1 protein-coding gene (running past one end of the window) is annotated in these 23,324 nt (G+C 71.1%); it reads left to right on the top strand.

Features of this window, described 5'->3' with window-relative positions; genetic code table 11:
• Positions 1 to 19: 19 nt before the first annotated feature.
• Positions 20 to 23,324 carry the 5' portion of a non-ribosomal peptide synthase/polyketide synthase gene (locus ACZ6DL_RS12375; protein WP_466050648.1) on the top strand. The gene runs 20,414 nt beyond the window's last position, so only the first 23,305 of its 43,719 coding nucleotides appear in the window; its start codon is at positions 20 to 22; its stop codon lies beyond the right edge, outside the window.

Here is a 23,324-nt window from a genome sequence, read left to right as displayed (position 1 = left end):
TCCGGAAGCGAGGTTACGGTTGGACCGGCTGGATTTCGGCGGAAACGGCGAAACTGGTGGCGAACGGGCACACGCTGGCTCCGGGGTGGAACCCGGCCTGTCCGGCGCCTTCCCGTTGTCACCTGCTCAGCTGGGCATCTGGTACGCGCAGCACGTGGACCCGCAGGTGCCGGTCAACATCGCGCAGTACGTCGACCTGCGCGGCGAGCTGGACGTCGAGCTGCTCAACCGGGCCAGCATCGATGCCTCGCATGAGCTCGGTTCCGGCTTCCTGCGCATCGTCGAACGCGACGGTGAGCCGTTGCAGTTCGTCGACCACTCGATCGGCGACTACGACCGGGTCGAGTACGTCGACCTGCGCGACGAGGACGACCCGGAAGCCGCCGCGCTGGCGTGGATGCGCGCCGAGTACAGCCGCCCGCTGGACCTGACCACCGACCGCCTGATCAAGGCCGCCGCGCTGCGCCTGGCCGACGATCACTGGTACTGGTACTCCCGCTCGCACCACATCGCGCTCGACGGCTTCGGCGCCATGACGAACGTCAACCGGATCGCCGAGCTGTACACCGCTTACGCCACCGGCGCCGAACCCGCGCCGTCCAAGGCGACCGATCTGCCCACGCTCTACGAGCAGGAGATCGCCTACCGGGACAGCACCCGCTTCGCCTCCGACAAGGAGTATTGGGCCCAGCGGGTGGCCGGGCTGGAGGAAGGCACCAGCCTGACCGGCCGTTCCGCGCCGCCGGCCGCGATCAACGGGATCGCCAGCGCCGCGCTGTCGGACGAGCAGAACGTCCAGCTGGATGCGGCGGTCGCGCGGCACGATTCGTCGCCCGCCGGTCTGCTGCTGGCCGGTTTCGCCGCGTACCTGGCGCAGTGGAACGGCGTCGAGGACGTCATCCTCAGCCTGCCGGTGACCGCGCGCACCACCGCCGCGATGCGCCGCTCCGGCGGTGTGTCGTCGAACATCGTGCCGCTGCGGCTGCACGTCGGCCACGACACCACGGTGTCCGAGCTGCTCAAGCAGGTCCAGGTCGAGGTCTCCGGCGCGTTGCGCCACCAGCGCTACCGGCACGAGGACATCCGTCGCGACGCGGCCGGTGACGGCGTGGTGACCACCGAGTTCTTCGGGCCGTGGGTCAACATCATGCTGTTCCACGACGAGATCGCGCTCGGGTCGGTCGTCGGTCAGATGCACGTGCTGTCCACCGGCAGCATCGAGGATCTGGGCGTCAACTTCTACCAGTCGGTCGCGGGCACCCGCTCGCACATCGACTTCGAGACCAATCCCAACCTCTACACCGAGGACGAGGCGCGCCGTCACCACGGCCGCTTCCTCGAGTTCTTCGACCGCTTCCTCACGGCGGGCGTGGACGAGCGGGTGTGGAGCCTGCCGGTCGCCACCGCGGGCGAACGCGAGCGGACGCTGCTGGAGTGGAACGACTCCGAGCAGGACGTCCCGGAGACCACGCTCGCGGCGCTACTGGACGCGCAGATCCCGCTGACCCCGGACAACATCGCGCTCGACTTCGAGGGCGCGACGCTGACGTACGCGGAGTTCGACGCCCGGGTGAACCGTCTGGCCCGCTTCCTGATCGCCGACGGCGTCGGCCCGGAGTCGCTGGTCGCGCTGGGCATGCGCCGCTCGCTGGAGCTGGTGATCGGCATGCACGCGGTGCTGAAGGCCGGTGGCGCGTACGTGCCGATCGATCCGGATCACCCGGCCGAGCGCACCGCCTACATCCTCGACAGCGCCGCGCCGGTGTGCGTGCTGACGCACTCGGCCGACGAGCTGGAACTGCCGCAGGCGGTGCGCCGGGTGGAGATCGACATCCTGGACACCTCGGCGTACGCGCCGGACCCGGTCACCGACGCCGACCGTCTCGCGCCGCTGCGGCCGGACAACACCGCCTACGTCATCTACACCTCGGGTTCGACCGGGCGCCCCAAGGGCGTGGCGGTCACCCATCACGCGATCGTCAACCAGCAGCTGTGGATGCTCGACGAGTACCGGCTGACCGCGGAAGACGTGTATCTGCAGAAGACCGCGACCACGTTCGACGTGTCGCTGTGGGGCTACTTCCTGCCGCTGCTGGTGGGCGCGAAGCTGGTCATCGCGTCGCCGGACGGGCACCGCGACCCGCTGTACGTGGCGGAGATGATCTCCCGGCACGGAGTCACCGTGACCGACTTCGTCCCGTCCATGCTCACCGTGTTCGTCGCGCACGCCACCCCGGCCCAATGCGCGACGCTGCGCGCGGTTTTCGTGATCGGCGAGGCGCTGCCCCCGGAGACCGCGGCCGGTTTCCGCGCGATCACCGACGCGGGGCTGCACAACCTCTACGGCCCCACCGAGGCCGCGGTCTCGGTGACCTACTGGGAGGCGACGGCCGCCGACACGGTGACCGTGCCGATCGGTATCCCGGAGTGGAACGTCCAGGTGTACGTGCTGGATTCGCGGCTGCGCCCGGCCGCGATCGGCGCGCCGGGTGAGCTGTACCTCGGCGGGCGTCAGCTCGCCCGCGGCTACCGCGGCCGTCCCGACCTGACGTCGGACCGTTTCGTCGCCAACCCGCTGGCGGGGGGCGGGTCCGGGGTCGAAGCCGGAGCGCGGATGTACCGCACCGGCGACCTGGTGCGCTGGAACGACGCGGGCACGCTGGAATACATCGGCCGCACCGACTTTCAGGTGAAGTTCCGCGGTCAGCGCATCGAGCTGGGTGAGATCGAGACCGATCTGCTCGCCCACCCCGCGGTCAGCCAGGCCGTGGTGCTGGTGGTGGACACCGCCACCGGTCAGCAACTGGTGGCCTACGTGGTTCCCGCTCCCGGCCACACCGTGGAACCGGTGGAGCTGACCAGGTTCGCCGCCGAGAAGCTGCCCAGCTACATGGTGCCCGCGTCGATCATGGTGCTGGACGCCTTCCCGCTCAACACCAGCGGCAAACTGGACCGCAAGGCCCTGCCGGAGCCGGTGTTCAGCGCCGACGCCGGTGAGTTCCGTGCTCCGCGCACCCAGGCCGAGCAGATCGTGGCGGGCATCTTCGCCGACGTGCTCAGCCAGGAGCGCGTCGGCATCGACGACAACTTCTTCGAGCTGGGCGGCAACTCGCTGGTCGCCACCCAGGTGGTGGCGCGCATCGGCGCCGCGTTCGGCACCCAGATCGGGGTGCGCGCGCTGTTCGAGACCCCGACCGTCGCCGGTATCGCGGCGCGTGCGGAGAACGCCGCTCCCGTAGGCGAATCGCGTCCGCCGCTGGTGGCCCAGCAGCTCCCCGAGCGGGTGCCGCTGTCGCTGGCGCAGCAGCGCATGTGGTTCATCAACCAGTTCGACCCCACCGTGCCGACCTACAACCTGCCGTTCGTGGTGCGGTTGCGCGGCCAGGTGGACCTGGCGGCGTTGCAGTCGGCGCTGCTGGACGTCGTCGAGCGGCAGCAGTCGCTGCGCACGATCTTCCCCGAGTCCGGCGACGGCGGCTACCAGCAGGTGCTTCCGGTCGACCAGGTCGATCTCGGCATCGAGGTGCAGCCGATCGACGAGACCGAATTGCACGGCGCGCTGGCCGAATTCGCCGCGCGCGGCTTCGATGTCTCGCGGGAACTGCCGATCCGGGTGCGGGTGTTCGCGGTCACCGGCGGGCGCGGCAACGGCGTCGCCGACTACGCGGTGGCGTTCGTCGTGCACCACATCGCCGCCGACGGCTTCTCGTTCGGCCCGCTGGCCCGCGACGTGGCCGCCGCCTATCTGTCCCGCACCGCGGGCGAGGCCCCCAGCTGGGCGCCGCTGCCGGTGCAGTACCAGGACTTCAGCGTCTGGCAGCGCGAGTTGCTCGGCGCGGAGTCCGACCCCGCGTCCATGGCGGCGCGCGAGATCGCCTACTGGCGCAGGGCTCTCGCGGGCCTGCCGGACCAGCTCGACCTGCCCGCGGACCGCCCGCGCCCGCCGGTGCAGAGCTTCCACGGCAGCCGGGTGAGCTTCGAGATCGACGTCGAGTTGCACCGGCGTCTGGTCGCGCTGGCCCGCGCCCAAGGCGTCAGCCTGTTCATGGTCATGCACGCCTCGCTGGCCGTGCTGCTGGCCCGGTTGTCCGGCACCAGCGACATCGCGATCGGCACGCCGGTCGCCGGACGTGGCGAGCAGGCCCTCGACGACCTGATCGGCATGTTCGTCAACACCCTCGTGCTGCGTTCGGAGGTGGACGGCAGCGAGCCGTTCGCCGAATTCCTCGGCCGCACCAGGGAAACCGACCTCGCCGCGTTCGCGTTCGCGGACGTGCCCTTCGAGCGCCTGGTCGAGGTGCTCAACCCGACCCGCTCGCAGGCGCGCCACCCGCTGTTCCAGGTGATGCTGTCGTTCCAGGAGATGTCGCACGCGACCCTGGAACTGCCCGGCCTCTCGGTCACCGCCGACGAGCTCGAGGTCGACATCGCCAAGTTCGACCTACAGTGGACGGTCACCGAGGAGCGCGGCGCCGACGGCGAGCCCGCGGGCATGGGCGCGGTCATCTCCTTCGCCACGGACCTGTTCGACGCGCCGACCGTCGCCGAGTTCGGCCGCCGCTACCAGCGCGTGCTGGAAGCGGCCGTCGCCGCGCCGGGAACCGCCGTGCGCGACATCGAGATCCTCGACGACGCCGAGCGCGCCCGGGTGCTGACCGAGTGGAACCACACCGGTCACGACGTGCCCGCCAGCACCGTGCTCGAGCTGTTCGAGGAGCAGGTGCGGGGCAGGCCCGACGACCCCGCCGTCGTGTTCGACGGCGGCTCGCGCGGCGCGGACGAATTCGGCCTGCCGGTCGAGCTCACCTACGCCGAGTTCGCCACCCGGGTCAATCGCCTGGCGCGCAAGCTGATCGACGCGGGCGTGGGCCCGGAAACGCTGGTCGCCGTCGGTATCCGCCGGTCGGTGGACATGCTGGTGGCGATCTACGCCACGCTGACCGCCGGCGGCGGCTACGTGCCGATCGATCCCGACCACCCCGCCGAGCGCACCGAATACGTGCTCGACAGCTCTTCTCCGGTGTGCGTGCTCACCACCACCGCCGACAACGTCACCGCCGCGGGCATCCCGGTGCTGACGCTGGACACGCTGGACCTGAGCGAATTCGGCGACGGACCCGTCACCGACGCCGAGCGCCGAGCGCCGCTGCGCGCCACCAACACCGCGTACGTGCTGTACACCTCCGGCTCCACCGGCCGCCCCAAGGGCGTCGCGGTCAGTCACGCGTCGGTGGTCAACCAGATCGCCTGGATCACCGCCGAGTACCGGATCGGCCCCGCCGATGTGATCCTGCAGAAGACACCGGTCACCTTCGACGTGTCGGTGTGGGAGCTGTTCGGCACGCTGGCCGTCGGCGCCCGCATGCTGATCGCCGCGCCCGACGGCCACCGCGATCCGATCTACCTCTCGGAGATCATCGGACGGCACCGGGTCACCATGACCTCGTTCGTGCCGTCCATGCTCTCGGTGTTCGCCGGTGCCGCGTCCACGGCCGAATGCGCTTCGCTGCGAGCGGTTCTCGTCGCCGGTGAGGCGCTGCCGCCCGCGACCGTCACCGCGTTCCGGCAGTTCTCCACCGCCGCGGTGCACAACCTGTACGGCCCCACCGAGTTCACCGTGCACGCCACCGCCTGGCACCTCAACGAGGTCGCGCCCACGTCGGTGCCGATCGGCCGCCCGGTGTGGAACGCGCAGACCTATGTGCTGGACGAGGGCCTCGCGCCCGTTCCGGTCGGTGTGCCCGGCGAGCTGTATCTCGGCGGCGTGCAGACCGCCCGCGGCTACCACGGGCGCCCCGACCTGTCCGCCGAACGCTTCGTCGCCGACCCGTTCGGCGCGCCCGGCTCCCGCCTGTACCGCACCGGCGACCTGGTGCGCTGGGTGCAGCCGCGCGATCCCGAGGTGGGCAGTGCGGGCGTGCTGGAGTACATCGGCCGCACCGACTTCCAGGTGAAATTCCGCGGCCAGCGCATCGAGCTCGGCGAGATCGAGGCAGCGCTGCTGGACCACCCGGCCGTCAACCAGGCCGTCGTGCTGGTGATGGAGACCGTCGCGGGCGACCAGCTGGTCGCCTATGTGGTCAGCACGGGTGGCCCGGTCGACATCGACAGCATCAAGAACGCCCTGCACCGCACCCTGCCCGCGTACATGGTGCCCTCGGCGATCGTGGTGCTCGAGGCGTTCCCGCTGAACGCCTCCGGCAAACTGGACCGCAAGGCGCTGCCCGCCCCGGTGTTCGAGGTGCGCGAATTCCGCGCTCCGACTACGCCGATCGAGGAGATCGTCGCGCAGATCTTCGGTGAGGTGCTCGGCATCTCCCGCGTCGGCGTGGACGACGACTTCTTCGAGCTCGGCGGCAACTCGCTGATCGCCACCCAGGTCGCCTCCCGCCTCGGCATCGCGCTCGACACCAGGGTGCCCGTGCGCATGCTGTTCGAGGCGTCCACCGTCGCGGCGCTGGCCGCGCGGGTGGAGTCGCACGCCGGTGACGGCGCGCGCAAGGCGCTGGTCGCCAGGAACCGTCCGGAGCAGGTGCCGTTGTCGCTGGCTCAGCAGCGCATGTGGTTCCTGAACCGGTTCGACACCTCCTCGGCGGTCAACAACATCCCGGTCGCGATCCGGCTGTCCGGTGATCTGGACATCGCCGCGTTGCAGGTGGCGGTCATCGACGTGATCGACCGGCACGAGTCGCTGCGAACGGTGTTCCCGGAGACCAAGTCCGGACCGGTGCAGGTGGTGCTGGACGCCGCGCAGATCGTGCCGGACCTGACCCCGGTGCCGGTGACCGAGCACAATCTGATCGATCACCTGGTCGAGCTGGCCTCGATGGCGTTCGACGTGACCAACGAAGTGCCGTTGCACGCCCGGCTGTTCGAGATCAGCGAGACCGAGTACGTGCTCGGCATGGTGGTGCACCACATCTCGGCCGACGGCTGGTCGATGGGCCCGCTGGCCCGCGACGTCATGGTGGCCTACGCCGCCCGCACGTCGTGGGAGGCGCCGGCCTGGTCGGCGCTGCCGGTGCAGTACGCCGACTACGCGCTGTGGCAGCGCGAGGTGCTCGGTTCCGAGGACGACCCGAGTTCACTGATCTCCAACCAGATCCGCTACTGGACGCGCGAACTCGCCGATCTGCCCGACGAACTGGTGCTGCCCTCGGACCGGCCGCGCCCGGCCGTCGCCTCCTACCGCGGCGGCACCTACCCGTTCGTGATCTCCGGCGAGACCCAGCGCGCCCTGATCGAGCTGGGCCGCAGGCACAACGCGTCGCTGTTCATGGTCCTGCACAGCGCGCTGGCGGTGTTGCTGGCCCGGGCCAGCGGCACCAGCGACATCGCGATCGGCACCCCGGTCGCCGGTCGCGGCGAGGCCGCGCTGGACGACCTGATCGGCATGTTCGTCAACACCCTCGTGCTGCGCACCGAGGTGGACGGCGCGACGAGCTTCGCCGATCTGCTCGCCCACGCCCGCGAGACCGACCTGCACGCGTTCGCGCACGCCGACGTGCCGTTCGAGCGGCTGGTCGAGGTGCTCAACCCGGCCCGTTCGCAGGCGCGTCACCCGCTGTTCCAGGTGATGCTGACCTTCCAGAACACCCGGCAGGCAAATCTGGAGCTGCCCGGCCTCTCGGTCAACGGCATCGACTACGACGCCCGGCTGGCCAAGTTCGACCTGCAGCTGACGCTCTCGGAGACCCAGGACGAACAGGGCGACTCGGCGGGCATGTCGGCCGAGTTCTCCTACGCGCTGGACCTTTTCGACGAGCCGACCGTCGCGGCGTTCGCCCGCCGCCTGGACCGCATCCTCGCGGCCGTGACCGCCGACCCGGACGCGCCGATCGGCGACATCGATCTGCTCGCGTCCGAGGAACGCGCGCGGGTGCTGGTCGATTGGAACGACACCGGGCACCCGGTGGACCAGCACGCGACGCTGGTCTCGCTGTTCGACGCGCAGGCGGCGGCCACGCCCGACGCGATCGCGCTGGACTTCGAAGGCGAGCGGCTGACCTACCGCCAGTTCCAGGAACGGGCCAACCGCATCGCCCGGCAGCTGATCGGCGCGGGCGTCGGCCCGGAATCGCTGGTGGCGCTGGCACTGCGGCGTTCCACCGAACTGGTCGTCGCGATGTACGCGGTGGTGCAGACCGGTGCGGCCTACCTGCCGCTGGACCCGGATCAGCCCGCCGACCGGGTCAACTACATCGTCGAGACCGCGCGTCCGCGGATGATCCTCTACCGCTCGGCGGACGGCTTCGGCCTGGACCCGCAGCCGGAGGTCACCGCGCTGTCGGTGGAGGGCATCGAGGGCGTGCCCGGTTTCGCCGCGACCAGCGGCGCGCCGATCACCGACGCCGAACGCACCCGCCCGCTGCGGCCGGAGAACACCGCGTACGTGATCTTCACCTCCGGTTCCACCGGTCGTCCGAAGGGTGTGGCGGTCAGCCACGCCGCGATCGTCAACCGGCTGCTGTGGATGCAGCACGAGTACCCGATCGGCCGCGAGGACGCGGTGCTGCAGAAGACGCCCGCCACCTTCGACGTGTCGGTGTGGGAGTTCTTCTGGCCGCTGCAGACCGGGGCCAGGCTGGTCGTCGCGAAGCCGGACGGACATCGCGACCCGGTGTACCTGTCCCGGATCATCGCCGACGAGCAGATCACCACGGCGCATTTCGTGCCGTCGATGCTCTCGGTCTTCGTCTCCACGCTGGGCAACGAGAACGGCGACGGGCTGCCCGTGCCGCGGCTGCGGCAGGTCTTCGCCTCCGGTGAGGCGCTGCCCGCGCAGACCGCGCAGCGTTTGCGCGAGCTGACCGGCGCCCGGCTGCACAACCTGTACGGCCCGACCGAGGCCGCCGTCGACGTGACGTACCACGAGGCGACCGAAGCCGACACGGTGTCGGTGCCGATCGGACGCCCGGTGTGGAACACCCGCGTCTTCGTGCTCGACAGCCGCCTGCACCCGGTCGCGCCGGGGGTCGCGGGTGAGCTGTATCTCGCGGGTGAGCAGCTGGCGCTCGGCTACCTGGGTCGCTCCGACCTGACCGCCGACCGGTTCGTGGCCAACCCCTACGGCGCCCCGGGCGACCGGATGTACCGCACCGGCGACCTGGTGGCCTGGACCCCCGGTGGCGAACTGGACTACTTGGGCCGCACCGACTTCCAGGTGAAGCTGCGCGGCCTGCGCATCGAGCTGGGCGAGATCGAGGCCGCGCTGCTGGCGCAGCCCGGGGTCGCGCAGTCGGTGGTCGTGCTGCGCTCCGACGCGCACGCCGGCGATCAGCTGGTGGGCTACCTGGTTTGCGAACCGTATGTGGCCGTCGACATCGACGAGGTGAAGGCCGCGCTCGCCACGGCGCTGCCGGGCTACATGATCCCGGCCGCGCTGGTCGTGCTGGACGCCTTCCCGGTCAACGCCTCCGGCAAGCTGGATCGCAGGGCGCTGCCCGCCCCGGTGTTCGAGGCCAGGATCTTCCGCGCGCCGTCGACGCCGATCGAGGAGATCGTCGCGGAGATCTTCGCCGACCTGCTCGGCGTGCCGCGCGTGGGCGTGGACGACGACTTCTTCGAACTCGGCGGCAACTCGCTGGTGGCCACCCAGGTGGTCGCCCGCCTCAGCGCGGCGCTGAACACCGAGGTCGGCGTGCGCGTGCTGTTCGAGGCTCCGACCGTGGCCACGCTGGCCGCCCGGGTCGAGTCGCACGCCGGAAGCGGTGCGCGCCAGGCGCTCACGGCACAGGTGCGTCCCGAGCACCCGCCGCTGTCGCTCGCGCAGCAGCGCATGTGGTTCCTCAACCGCTTCGACGCCGACTCCGCCGCGAACAACATCCCGGCCGCGGTGCGGCTGGAAGGCGCGCTGGATCTGGACGCGCTGCGCGGCGCGATCGCCGACGTGGTCGCGCGGCACGAATCGCTGCGCACGATCTACCCGTCGCGTGACGGCGTGGCCTACCAGCGGGTGCTGAACGCCGCCAAGGCCATCCCCGAGCTGGACGTGGTCGAGGTGGCCGAGGGGCAGTTGCTCGGCGTGCTCTACGAATTCGTCGAGCGCGGCTTCGACGTGACCAGCCAGGCGCCGGTGCGCCTGCGCGCCTACCGGCTCGGTCCGGACGACTACGTCCTGGTCGTCGTGGTGCACCACATCGCGGCCGACGGCTTCTCCATGCGGCCGCTGGTGCGCGACCTGATGACCGCCTACGTGGCGCGTACCTCCGCGGCCCAGCCGGGCTGGCCGCCGCTGGCGGTCCAGTACGTGGACTTCGCGCTGTGGCAGCGAGACACGCTGGGCTCCGAGGACGACCCGACGTCGCTGATCTCCGAGCAGCTCGACTACTGGCGCGACGCGCTGGCCGGTCTGCCCGACGAACTGCGCCTGGCCGGTCGTCCGCGGCCCGCCGTCGCCTCCTACGGCGCGGGTACCTACCGGTTCCGTGTGCCGGGCGATCTCATCGAGGACCTGAACCGGGTCGCGCAGACGCACGGCGGCACGCTGTTCATGGTGGTGCACAGCGCCTTCGCCGCCCTGCTCGCACGGTTGAGCGGCTCCGACGACATCGCCGTCGGCATCCCGGTCGCCGGTCGCGGTGAGCAGGCGCTCGACGATCTGGTCGGCATGTTCGTCAACACCCTGGTGCTGCGCGCTCAGGTGGACACCGCCGAGTCGTTCGCCGATCTGCTCGCCCGGGTCCGCGAGCGCGACCTGCAGGCGTTCGCGCACGCCGACGTGCCGTTCGAGCGGCTGGTCGAGGTGCTCAACCCGGCCCGCTCGCAGGCGCGCCACCCGCTGTTCCAGGTGATGCTGTCGTTCCAGAACCTCGGCCGCACCGCGCTGGAGCTGCCTGGGCTCACCGTCTCCGAGCTGGGCATCGACCAGCCGACGGCGAAGTTCGACCTCCAGCTCACGCTCAGCGAGGTCCCCGGCGGCGAGGCGGCGATGGACGCCGAACTCGTCTACGCCACCGATCTGTTCGACGGCGTGTTCGCCGGCACCTTCGCCGAGCGTTTCGTGCGGGTGCTGCGCGGGGTCGCGGCCGAGCCGTCGGTCACCGTCGGAGACATCGATCTGCTGGACGACGCCGAGCGCTCCTTGGTGATCGAGCGGTGGAACGCCACCGAGTTCCCGGTCGACGCCGCACTCACCTCGCCGGTCGGCGACGCCGCCGCGACGCTGGTCTCGCTGTTCGAGGCGCAGGTCGCGCGCACGCCGGACAGTCCCGCGGTCACGTTCGAGGGGACGAGTCTGTCCTACGCCGAGTTCGCCCGCCGGGTGCACCGGTTGGCGCGCTGGCTCAAGGTCAACGGCGTCGGGCCGGAATCGTATGTGGCCCTCGGCATGCGCCGCTCGATCGACCTGGTGGTCGGCATGTACGCGGTGAACGCCGCGGGCGGCGCGTACGTGCCGCTGGACCCGGACCATCCGGCCGAGCGCATCGACTACATCCTCGAGACCGCGCGCCCGGTGTGCGTGCTGACCTCCGGCTCCGACCTGGAGACCACCGTCTCCAGGCAGGTGCGCATCGATCAGCTCGACCTGTCGGAGTTCGCCGACGGCCCGCTGACCGACGCCGACCGGCACAAGCCGCTGCGTCCGGCCAACACCGCGTACGTGATCTTCACCTCCGGTTCGACCGGCCGCCCGAAGGGTGTGGCGGTCTCACACGCCGCGATCGTCAACCGCCTGGTGTGGATGCACGCCGAATACGGGTTGGCGGCCTACGACGTGGTGTTGCAGAAGACGCCCGCGACCTTCGACGTGTCGGTGTGGGAGTTCTTCTGGCCGTTGCAGGTCGGCGCCCGGTTGGTGGTGGCGAAGCCGGACGGCCATCGCGATCCCGCGTACCTGGCGCGGCTGATCGTCGACGAGCAGGTCACCACGGTGCACTTCGTGCCGTCGATGCTGTCGGTGTTCGTGGCCGAGGAACGCGCGGCCGAATGTGTCAGCCTGCGTAACGTGTTCGCCTCCGGTGAGGCGCTGCCCGCGGTGACCGCGCAGCGGTTGCGCGAGCTGACCGGCGCGCGGTTGCACAACCTGTACGGACCGACCGAGGCCGCGGTCGACGTCACCTTCCACGAGGTGACCGAGGCCGACACGGTGTCGGTGCCGATCGGCGCCCCGGTGTTCAACACGCAGGTGTACGTGCTGGATTCGCGGCTGCGGCCGGTTCCGGTCGGCGTGCCCGGTGAGCTGTACCTCGCGGGCGCGCAGCTGGCGCACGGCTATGTCGGCCGCCCCGACCTGACCACCGAGCGTTTCGTGGCCAACCCGTTCGGCGAGGCCGAGCGGATGTACCGCACCGGCGACCTGGTGGCCTGGACCGAAGACGGTGAACTGGAGTACCTGGGCCGCACCGACTTCCAGGTGAAGGTGCGCGGTCTGCGCATCGAGCTCGGCGAGATCGAGGCTGCGCTGACGGCACTGGAGTCGGTGGCGCAGGCGGTGGTCGTGGTGCGCGCCGATGAGCGGACCGGCGACCAGCTGGTCGCGTACCTGGTGACCGATCCGGACCGGGTGGTCGACGTCGAGTCGGTCAAGGCCGAACTCGGCGCGCGGCTGCCCGGGTACATGGTGCCCGCGGCCTACGTGGTGCTCGACGAGTTCCCGCTGAACGCCTCCGGCAAGCTGGACCGCAAGGCGCTGCCGGACCCGGTCTTCGAGGCCAAGGTGTTCCGCGCGCCCGCCACGCCGGTGCAGGAGATCGTGGCCGAGACCTTCGCCGAGGTGCTCGGCGTGGAGCGGGTCGGCCTGGACGACGACTTCTTCGAACTGGGCGGCAACTCGCTGGTCGCCACGCAGGTGGCGGCGCGGCTCGGCGAGGCGCTCAACACCCAGGTTCCCGTGCGCGCGCTGTTCGAGGCGTCGACCGTGGTCGCGCTGGCGGCGAAGGTGGAATCGGCCGCCGGAGAGGGCGGCCGGACGCCGCTGGTCGCGCGGGAGCGCCCCGAGCTGGTGCCGCTCTCGCTCGCCCAGCAGCGGATGTGGTTCCTCAACCGGTTCGACAACCGCACAGCGGTGAACAACATCCCGGTCGCGCTGCGGCTGACCGGCGAGCTGGACATCGCCGCGCTCGGCGCGGCCATCGGCGACGTGCTCGCGCGGCACGAGGCGCTGCGCACGATCTACCCCGAGGTGGAGGGCACCGGCTACCAGCGTGTCCTGCCGGTGAGCGAGGTCGCGTTCGACCTGGTCGCCGAACCCGTCGGGGCGGACGAGCTGCCCGCGCGGATCGTCGAGCTGGCGAGCGCCGGTTTCGACGTGACCGCCGAGATCGGGTTCCGGGCGAGCCTGCTCGCGTTGTCGGCGACCGACCACGTGGCGGTGCTGGTCATGCACCACATCAGCGCGGACGGCTTCTCGCTGCGGCCGCTGCTGCGCGATGTCGTGCTCGCCTACACCGAGCGCGCCCGCGGCGAGGTGCCGTCCTGGGCCCCGCTCGAGGTGCAGTACGCCGACTACGCGCTGTGGCAGCGTGACGTGCTCGGCGCCGAGGACGACGCGGATTCCGTCGCGGCCCGGCAGATCGGCTACTGGACCGAACAGCTGCGCGACCTGCCCGACCAGATCGAGCTGCCCGCCGACCGGCCGCGGCCGGAGAGCGCCTCCAATGCCGGTGGCACGCACGATTTCTCCGTCGACGCGCAAGTGCACGAAGCGCTGTCGGAGCTGGCGCGCGCCCGTGGCGTGACGCTGTTCATGGTGGTGCACGCCGCGCTGGCGGTGTGGGCGGGCCGGCTGTCGGGCAGCACCGATGTCGCGATCGGCACCCCGATCGCGGGCCGCGGTGAACGCGCGCTCGACGACGTCGTCGGCATGTTCGTCAACACGCTCGTGCTGCGCAGCGAAGTCGATCCGGGCGCTCGCTTCGACGAGTTGCTCGACCAGGTGCGCCGCACCGATCTGGCCGCCTTCGCCAACGCCGACGTGCCGTTCGAGCGGCTGGTCGATGTGCTCAGCCCGGTGCGCTCGCAGGCGCACCACCCGCTGTTCCAGGTCGCGCTGACCTTCGAGGCCGCTTCGGCGGCCGATCTCGGCACCGTCGCGCTGCCCGGCGGCCTCGACGTCGCCGCCGTCGAGTTCGACCCGGGGACATCGAAATTCGACGTGCAGCTCACCGTCGGCGAGTCCGCCGAGGGCGGGCTGACGCTGTCGTGGAACTACGCCACCGAACTGTTCGACCCGGAGACGGTGGCCGCGTTCGCCGACCGTTTCGTGCGCATCCTGCGCGGTGTGGCCGAGGATCCGCGGGTCGCCATCGGCGATATCGATCTGCTCGGCGAGGGCGAGCGGCTGGACGTGTCGCAGCGCTGGGTGTCCTCCGGCGCCCAGAGCGTCGCGGGCGCGTTCGCCGATCCGGACATCACGCTGGTCGGGTTGTTCGACGCGGCCGTCGCCGCGCACCCGAACCGGATCGCGGCCCGCTTCGGCGTGGAGACGCTGACCTACGCCGAGCTGGACCGGCGCGCGAATGTGCTGGCGCGCAGGCTGATCAGCGACGGCGCGGGACCGGAGGCCCTGGTCGCGGTGATCCTGCCGCGGTCGCTGGACCTTGTGGTCGCGCTACTGGCCGTGGTGAAGACCGGCGCGGGTTACGTCCCGGTCGACCCGACCTACCCGGCCGAGCGCATCGCCTACGTGCTCGCCGATTCCCGGCCCACCAGCGTGGTGCTCGACTCCACGGTGCAGGTCCAGGTGCCCGCCGGGCTGCCCGCCGTCGTACTGGACGGGTTCGCGGTGGAGACCGGCAATATCGAGGACGCCGACGACGCGCCGATCACCGACGCCGACCGCAACTCCGCGCTCACCCCCGACAACGTCGCGTACGTGATCTACACCTCCGGCTCGACCGGCCGCCCGAAGGGCGTCGCGGTCGCGCACCGCAATGTGGTGCGTTTGTTCGCGAACACCGACCGTGACTTCGGTTTCGGGCCCGAGGACACCTGGACGCTGTTCCACAGCTACGCGTTCGACTTCTCGGTGTGGGAGCTGTGGGGTCCGCTGCTGTTCGGCGGCACCCTCGTGGTGGTCGACTACTACACCTCGCGCTCGCCGGAGCAGTTCCTGGAACTGCTGCGCGCCGAACGCGTCACGGTGCTCAACCAGACCCCGTCCGCGTTCTACCAGCTGGCCGAGGCCGACCGGAACGCCGCGCCGGACGCGGCGCCGCTGGCGCTGCGCTACGTGGTGTTCGGCGGCGAGGCGCTGGAACTGCGCAGGCTGTCGGACTGGGTGGCGCGCCACGGCGACGGCACCGGTGCGTCCGCTGCCGGGCCGCTGCTGGTCAACATGTACGGCATCACCGAGACCACGGTGCACGTGTCCTACCGTGCGCTGGACGCCGCGACCATCGCCGCCGCCTCCGGCAGCGTGGTCGGCCGCGCCATCGCCGGTCTGCGGGTGTACGTGCTCGACAACCGGCTGCGTCCGGTGCCGGTCGGCGTCGCGGGCGAGATGTACGTGGCGGGCCCGCAGCTGGCTCGCGGCTACCTCGGCCGTCCCGACCTGTCGGCCACCCGCTTCGTCGCCGACCCGATGGGCGACGCGCCGGGCGGGCGACTGTACCGCTCCGGCGACCTGGCGCGCTGGAACCGGTTCGGCGAGCTGGAGTACCTGGGCCGCGCCGACGACCAGGTGAAGGTGCGCGGCTTCCGCATCGAGCTCGGCGAGATCGAATCGGCGATCCTGGCCCAGCCCGGTATCGCGCAGGCCGCGGTCATCGTGCGCGAGGACCAACCCGGCGATCAGCGGATCGTCGCCTACGTGGTGTCCGAGCCCGGCGCCGAGCCGGTGCTCGACGCGGTGCGCGACGGCGCGGCCGAGCAGCTGCCCGCCTACATGGTGCCCTCGGCCGTGGTGCGGCTGGAGTGGATCCCGCTGACCGTCAACGGGAAGCTGGACCGCCGTGCGCTGCCCGCCCCGACGGCGACCTCGCGCGCCTTCCGCGCGCCGGTCACCCCGGTGCAGGAAACCGTGGCCGCGGTGTTCGCCGACGTGCTCGGCCTGGAGCGGGTCGGCGTCGACGACGACTTCTTCGATCTGGGTGGCAACTCGCTGATCGCGACCAGGGTGGTCGCGCGCATCGGCGCCGCGCTCGGCGCGACCGTCGCCGTGCGCACGCTGTTCGAGGCCTCCACCGTGGAAGCGCTCGCCGCGCGGGTGGAATCGCACGCCGACGGCGCAGCCCGGGAGCGGCTGGTCGCGCGCGAGCGCGCGGCGGGCGAGCTGGTGCCGCTGTCGTTCGCGCAGCAGCGCATGTGGTTCCTGAACAAGTACGACACCGCCTCGGCGGCCTACAACCTGCCGATCGCCATCCGGCTCACCGGCGCGCTGGACGTCGAGGCGCTGCACTTGGCGGTCGCCGACGTGGTGCGCAGGCACGAATCGCTGCGCACCCGCTACCCCGAGCACGGCGGCACCCCGGTCCAGGTGATCGTGCCCGCCGAGGACATCGTCCTGGATCTGCACCCCGTGCCGGTGCGGCAGGAGCGGCTGATCGAGACGGTGACCGAGTTCGTCACCACCGGATTCGACGTGGCCGAAGAGGTTCCGCTGCGCACCCGGCTGTACGCGGCCGGGCCGGACGAGCACGTACTCGTGGTGGTGGTGCACCACATCGCCGCCGACGGCTTCTCGATGGGCCCGCTGACCCGTGACGTGATGGCCGCCTACACCGCGCGCAGCACCGGCAGCGCACCCGGCTGGGCTCCGCTGGCGGTGCAGTACGCCGACTTCGCGGTGTGGCAGCGCGAGATCCTCGGTTCCGAGGAGGATCCGGACTCGCTGCTGGCCAAGCAGGTCGCGTACTGGCGGCGCGCGCTCGACGACGTCCCCGACGAGCTGGCCCTGCCGACCGACCGCCCGCGTCCGGCCGTCGCCTCGCACCGCGGCGCGACGCTGCATCGCGAGCTGTCCGGCGACCTGGTCGCCGCGCTGGAGGAGGTCGCGCGGCAGCGCGGCGCGTCGCTGTTCATGGTGATGCACGGTGCGCTGGCGGTGCTGCTGTCGCGCCTGTCCGGCAGCGACGACGTCGCGGTCGGCACCCCGATCGCGGGCCGTGGCGAGGCCGCGCTCGACGATCTGGTCGGCATGTTCGTCAACACCCTCGTGCTGCGGACCGGCATCGAGCCCGGAGAGTCGTTCGCCGATCTGCTCGGCCGCGTGCGCCGCACCGACCTGGACGCCTACGGCAACGCCGACGTGCCGTTCGAGCGGCTGGTGGAACTGCTCGCGCCGGAGCGCTCGCAGGCCCGCAACCCGCTGTTCCAGGTGATGCTGGCGTTCCAGAACCTGGAGCGCACCACCCTGGAGCTGCCCGGCCTTTCGGTGTCCGCGCTGGACCTGGAAGAGAACGTCGCGCGCTTCGACCTGCAATTCACCCTCGCCGAGCGCGGTGACACCGGTTCCGGCGCCATGGCTTTGGCGCTCACCTACGCCACCGAGCTGTTCGACGAGTCCACCGCGGCGGCCATCGTGGACCGCTGGGAACGCGTGCTCGCGGCGGTGGCGGCCGACGCGTCGGTCACCGTCGGCGCGATCGACGTGCTCGACGCGGCCGAGCGGGCCGACCTGGTCGCGCGTACCGGCGCGCCCGCCACGCCCGCGCGGACGCTGCCGGACCTGATCGCCGAGGCCGCCGCCATCGATCCCGAGGCGCCCGCCGTGGTGTTCCAGGGGAGAAGTGTGTCCTACGGCGAGCTGGACGCGCGGTCCAACCGCCTGGCCCGCTTGCTGATCGAGCGTGGCATCGGCACCGAGGACCTGGTGGCGGTCGCCGTGCCGCGCTCGGACGAGTCGTACTTCGCCGAATGGGCGGTGTCCAAGTCCGGCGGCGCGTTCGTGCCGATCGACCCCGCCTACCCGGCCGACCGCATCGCGCACATGGTCACCGATTCGGGCTCCCCGATCGGTCTCACCGTGGCGTCGGTGCGCGCCGAGCTGCCCGAGTCGGTCGAATGGCTGGTGCTCGACGAACTGGAGCTCGACGGATTCGACGACGCCGCGGTCACCGACGCCGACCGGGTGCGCCCGGTGCGGCCGGAGCACCCCGCGTACGTCATCTACACCTCCGGTTCCACCGGTGTGCCCAAGGGCGTCGTGGTCACCCACGCCGGTCTGGCCAACTTCCGCGACGAGCAGAACGCCCGCTACGACGTCGATTCCGACACGCGCGCACTGCATTTCGCCTCGCCCAGCTTCGACGCCTCGATCCTGGAATTCCTGCTGGCGATCGGCCGCGGCGGCGCCCTGGTGGTCTGCCCGCCCGGCGTCTACGGCGGCGAGGAGCTGTCCGAGCTGATCCGCGCCGAGCGGGTCACCCACGCGTTCATCACCCCGTCGGTGCTCGCCTCGCTGGATTCGGCCGCGCTGGCCGGCATGCGGGTGATCGTGGCCGGTGGTGAAGCCGTGCCCGCCGATCTGGTCGTCAAGTGGGGTGGCGCGCCCGACGGTTCGGGCCGCCGCTTCCACAACGGCTACGGCCCGACCGAGACCACGATCATGACCAACATCAGCGACGCGCTCGCGCCGGGCGACCGGGTCACCATCGGTGGCCCGACCCGCGGCATGCAGTCGCTGATCCTGGACGCCCAGCTGCGGCCCGTTCCGGTGGGTGTCGCGGGTGAGCTGTATCTGTCGGGCGTCCAGCTGGCGCGTGGCTACCACGCGCGGCCGGGCCTGTCGGCGGAGCGGTTCGTCGCCAACCCCTACGTGCCGGGCGCGCGGATGTACCGCACCGGTGACGTGGTCCGGTGGGCCCGGGTCGGGCACTCCGCGGGCTCCGCGCCCGCTGGGGGAGTCGAATCGCTCGTCGTCGAATACGTCGGCCGCTCCGACTTCCAGGTGAAGGTGCGCGGTTTCCGCATCGAGCTCGGCGAGATCGACGCCGCGCTGGCCTCGCACGAGACCGTCGACTTCGCGGTCACCGTCGGCCACAGGAGCGCCGCGGGCGCGGTGTCGCTGGTGTCGTACGTCGTTGCCGCGCAGGGACACTCGATCGACGTGGCCGCGCTGACCGCGCACGTCGAGGATCGCCTGCCCGCCTACATGGTGCCCTCGTCGATCATGGTGATCGACCACGTGCCGCTCACCCCGGTGGGCAAACTGGACCGCAAGGCGCTGCCGGAACCGGTGTTCGCCACCGAGGTCGTGTTCCGAGCGGCCCGCACTCCGGTCGAGCAGACCATCGCCGAGGTGTTCGCCGAGGTGCTCGGCGTGGAGCGGGTCGGCGTGGACGACTCCTTCTTCGCGCTCGGCGGCGACAGCATCGTCTCCATCCAGCTGGTCTCGCGGGCCAAGGCGCGCGGCGTGGTGTTCACCCCGCGGCACGTCTTCGAGCAGCGCACCGTGGCCGGGCTGGCGTCCGTCGCCGAGACCACCGAGGCGGCCGAGGCGTCGGCCACCACCCTGGCCGAGCCGCCCGGCGGCGGCATCGGCGCGATGCCGTTGACGCCGGTGGTGCGGTTCATGGCGGAGCGGCGCGGCTCGTTCGGGCGGTTCAACCAGACGCTGGCGCTGGAACTGCCGGTCGGCATCGACCGGGCGGGCATCGCCGCGACGGTCGGCGCGGTCATCGATCGGCACGACATGCTGCGCGCGAGCCTGCGCCGCGACGGCGACGACTGGGTCGTCGAGACCGCCGCGCCCGGCACCGTCGAGGTGGACGCGCTGATCGACCGCACCGAGTTCGCCGCGAACGCCACCGACGCCGAGTTGGTCGCGATCGCCTCGGCCGCACTGGACGAGTCGCTGGACCGGCTCGATCCCGCCGCGGGCGTGGTCATCCGGTTCGTCTGGCTGGAACCCGATTCCGCCGAACGCGCCGGACGCCTGATCGTCGTCGCCCACCACCTGGTGGTGGACGGCGTCTCCTGGCGCATCCTGGTGCCGGACTTCGTGACGGCGTGGGGGCAGCGCACCGCGGGGCAGACGCCCGAGCTGGTCGCTCCGGCCACCTCGATGCGTGCCTGGGCGCATGCGCTGGAACGCGAGGCCGCCAGCCCCGAGCGGGTGGCCGAGCTGGACTACTGGCGTTCGGTGGTCGCCGCGGCCGATCCGCTGCTGACCGAACGTCCGATGGACCCGGCCCTCGACACTTCCGGCGTCATCGAGAAGCATCAGGTCGAGGTGTCCGCCGAGGTCACCAAGGCCCTGCTCACCACCGTTCCGGCGCTGTTCCACGGCGGCGTGAACGACGGCCTGCTCACCGCGCTGGCGCTGGCCACCGCGAAGTGGCGGGCGCGGCGAGTGGCCGCACGGGGCGAGGACTCGCTGCTGATCCGCCTCGAGGGTCACGGCCGCGAGGAAGACGTGGTGCCGGGCGCGGATCTGTCGCGCACCGTCGGCTGGTTCACCGCGATCTACCCGGTCCGGTTCGATCTGGCGGGCATCGATGTCGACGCCGCGTTCACCGGCGGGCCCGCGCTGGGCGCGGCCGTCAAGGCGGTCAAGGAGCAGTTGCTCTCGGTGCCGGACAAGGGCATCGGCTACGGCTTGCTGCGCTACCTGAACGCCGAGACCGCCGCCGAGCTGCCGCGCGAACTGCCCGGCCAGGTGAGCTTCAACTACCTCGGCCGGATCTCCGAGGGTGACGTGCCGGAGTCGCTGCGCGGCTTCGGCTGGATCCCCGCACCGGAACTCGGCGCGCTGGGCGGAGCCTACGACGCGGACATGCCCGCGATGGCGCCGCTGGACGTCAACGCGATCGTGGTCGGCGACAAGCTGACCGCCAACATCGGCTACCCGGCGACCCTGCTGTCGGCCGCCGACGTGCGCGAGTTCGGCGAGCTGTGGACCGCCGCGCTGGAAGCGGTGGCGCGCCATGCCAATTCGTCGGGCGCGGGCGGGCACACTCCGTCGGACTTCACGTTGGTGCGCAGCACGCAAAGGGATATCGACACCTGGGAGCGGCGCTTCCCGACACTGGCCGACGTCTGGCCGCTGTCGGCGCTGCAGGCCGGTCTGCTGTTCCACGCCCGCCTCGCGGCGAGCTCGGTGGACGTGTACACCGCCCAGGCGGTGCTGACGCTCACCGGCCGAGTGGACGCCGCCCGGTTGCGCGCTGCCGCACAGGCCTTGGTGGACCGCTACGAGAACCTGCGCACCGCGTTCGTCAGCGACCACAACGGCAACCCGGTGCAGATCGTGCTGGACAGCGTGCGCGTCGCGTGGGCCGAGCACGACCGGATCGAATCCGGTTCGGCCGACGACCTGATCGAGGCCGACCGCATGCGGCGGTTCGACCTGGCCGCACCGCCGCTGATCCGCTTCACGCTGATCCAGGTCGCGCCCGACCGCTGGCAGTTCGTGGTGTCCAACCACCACATCCTGCTCGACGGCTGGTCGATGCCGCTGCTCATGCGGGATCTGCTGATGCTCTATGCCGTGCACGCGGATACCGCCGCGCTGCCCGCCGTGCGCTCCTACCGGCACTTCCTGGACTGGACCCGGCAGCAGGACCATGCGGCGTCGCTGGCCGCGTGGGCGCACGCGCTGCGCGGTGTCGGCGAGCCGACCCTGCTGGCGCGGCCGGACGCCGGTCGCGAGATCACCTCGCTGTCCGGCGAGTACTTCTTCGAGCTGGACGAGGCGACCACCGCGCGGCTGACCGCGCTGGCCGGCTCGCTCGGCGTCACCCCGAACACCGTGCTGCAGACGGCGTGGGGCATGCTCGTCGGCCGCATGACCAGCCGCGACGACGTGCTGTTCGGCACCACCGTCTCCGGGCGTCCCGCGCAGCTGTCCGGCGTGGAGGCGATGGTCGGTCTGTTCATCAACACCGTGCCGGTGCGGGTGCGCTTCGACTCGTCGGAGTCCGTGCGCGATCTGCTGGTCCGCACCCAGGGCGAGCAGGCCGACCTGCTCGACCACCACTACGTGGGCCTGGCCGACATCCAGGCGGTCGCGGGCATCGGCGGACTGTTCGACACGCTCGTGGTGTTCGAGTCCTACCCGGTGGACGCGGCGGGCTTGCAGGCGCAAGCGGCGGACATCGACGGCATGGCGGTGGTCGGCCTGGACGCGGCCGACGCCACGCACTACCCGCTGACCCTGATCGCGCAACTGGATTCGCGGCTGCGTGTGCGCGCGGGCTACCTGCGCGACCTGTTCGACGAGCAGACGGTGCGCCGCATCGCCGACCGCCTGATCCGGGTGCTCACCGCTATCACCGCCGCGCCCGACGCGGTGGTCGGCGACATCGAGCTGCTGGATGCCGCCGAACGCGAGCTGGTGGTGTCGGGGTGGAACGACACCGCGCATCCGGTGGATACCGGCGCGACGTTGGTGTCGATGTTCTACGACCAGGTCGAACGCACTCCGGACGCGACGGCGGTCACGTTCGAGGGGACAAGTCTGTCCTACGCCGAGTTCTCCTGGCGGGTGAACCAGCTGGCGCGCTGGCTGATCGCGCGCGGCGTCGGCGCGGAATCGTATGTGGCGCTTGGCATGCGGCGCTCGATCGATCTGGTGGTCGGCATGTACGCCGTCGCCGTGGCCGGTGGCTCGTACGTGCCGCTGGACCCGGATCACCCGGCCGAGCGCACCGAATACATCCTCGGCACCGCCGACCCGGTGTGCGTGCTGACCTCCGGCAGCGATCTGGACATCGACACCGCGCAGGTGCGCATCGATCTGCTCGACCTGAAGGGGCTGTCGGAGGCTCCGGTCACCGACGCGGATCGCCGTGCGCCGCTGCGTCCTTCGAACACCGCCTACGTGATTTTCACGTCGGGTTCGACGGGGCGTCCGAAGGGCGTTGCTGTCTCGCATGCCGCGATCGTGAACCGCCTGGTGTGGATGCAGACTGCCTATCAGCTCACTGCGGCTGATGTCGTGTTGCAGAAGACGCCTGCCACCTTCGATGTGTCGGTGTGGGAGTTCTTCTGGCCGTTGCAGATCGGCTCTCGCCTCGTGGTCGCCAAGCCGGACGGGCATCGCGATCCGGCGTACCTGGCCGAGGTTATCAGCGCCGAAAAGGTGACCGTCACCCACTTCGTGCCGTCGATGCTCGCGGTATTCGTTGCCGATGCCGCCGCCGTGCAGTGCGATTCGCTGCGACTGGTGTTCGCTTCGGGTGAGGCGTTGCCGCCCAAGCCCGCGCATCGCCTGCGCGAGCTGACCGGTGCCTCGCTGCACAACCTCTACGGTCCGACCGAAGCCGCGGTCGACGTCACTTTCCACGAGGTCGTCGACGCCGACACGGACACGGTGCCGATCGGTGCGCCGGTGTTCAACACGCAGGTGTTCGTGCTGGACGCGCGCCTGCGTCCGGTCCCGGTGGGGGTCGCCGGTGAGTTGTATCTCGCGGGTGTTCAGCTCGCGCGTGGTTACGTCGCGC

It is taken from the genome of Nocardia sp. NPDC041819 (assembly GCF_055590505.1).
Note: the sequence above shows the minus strand (reverse complement) of the source record. Positions and strands in the feature narration are given on the sequence as shown.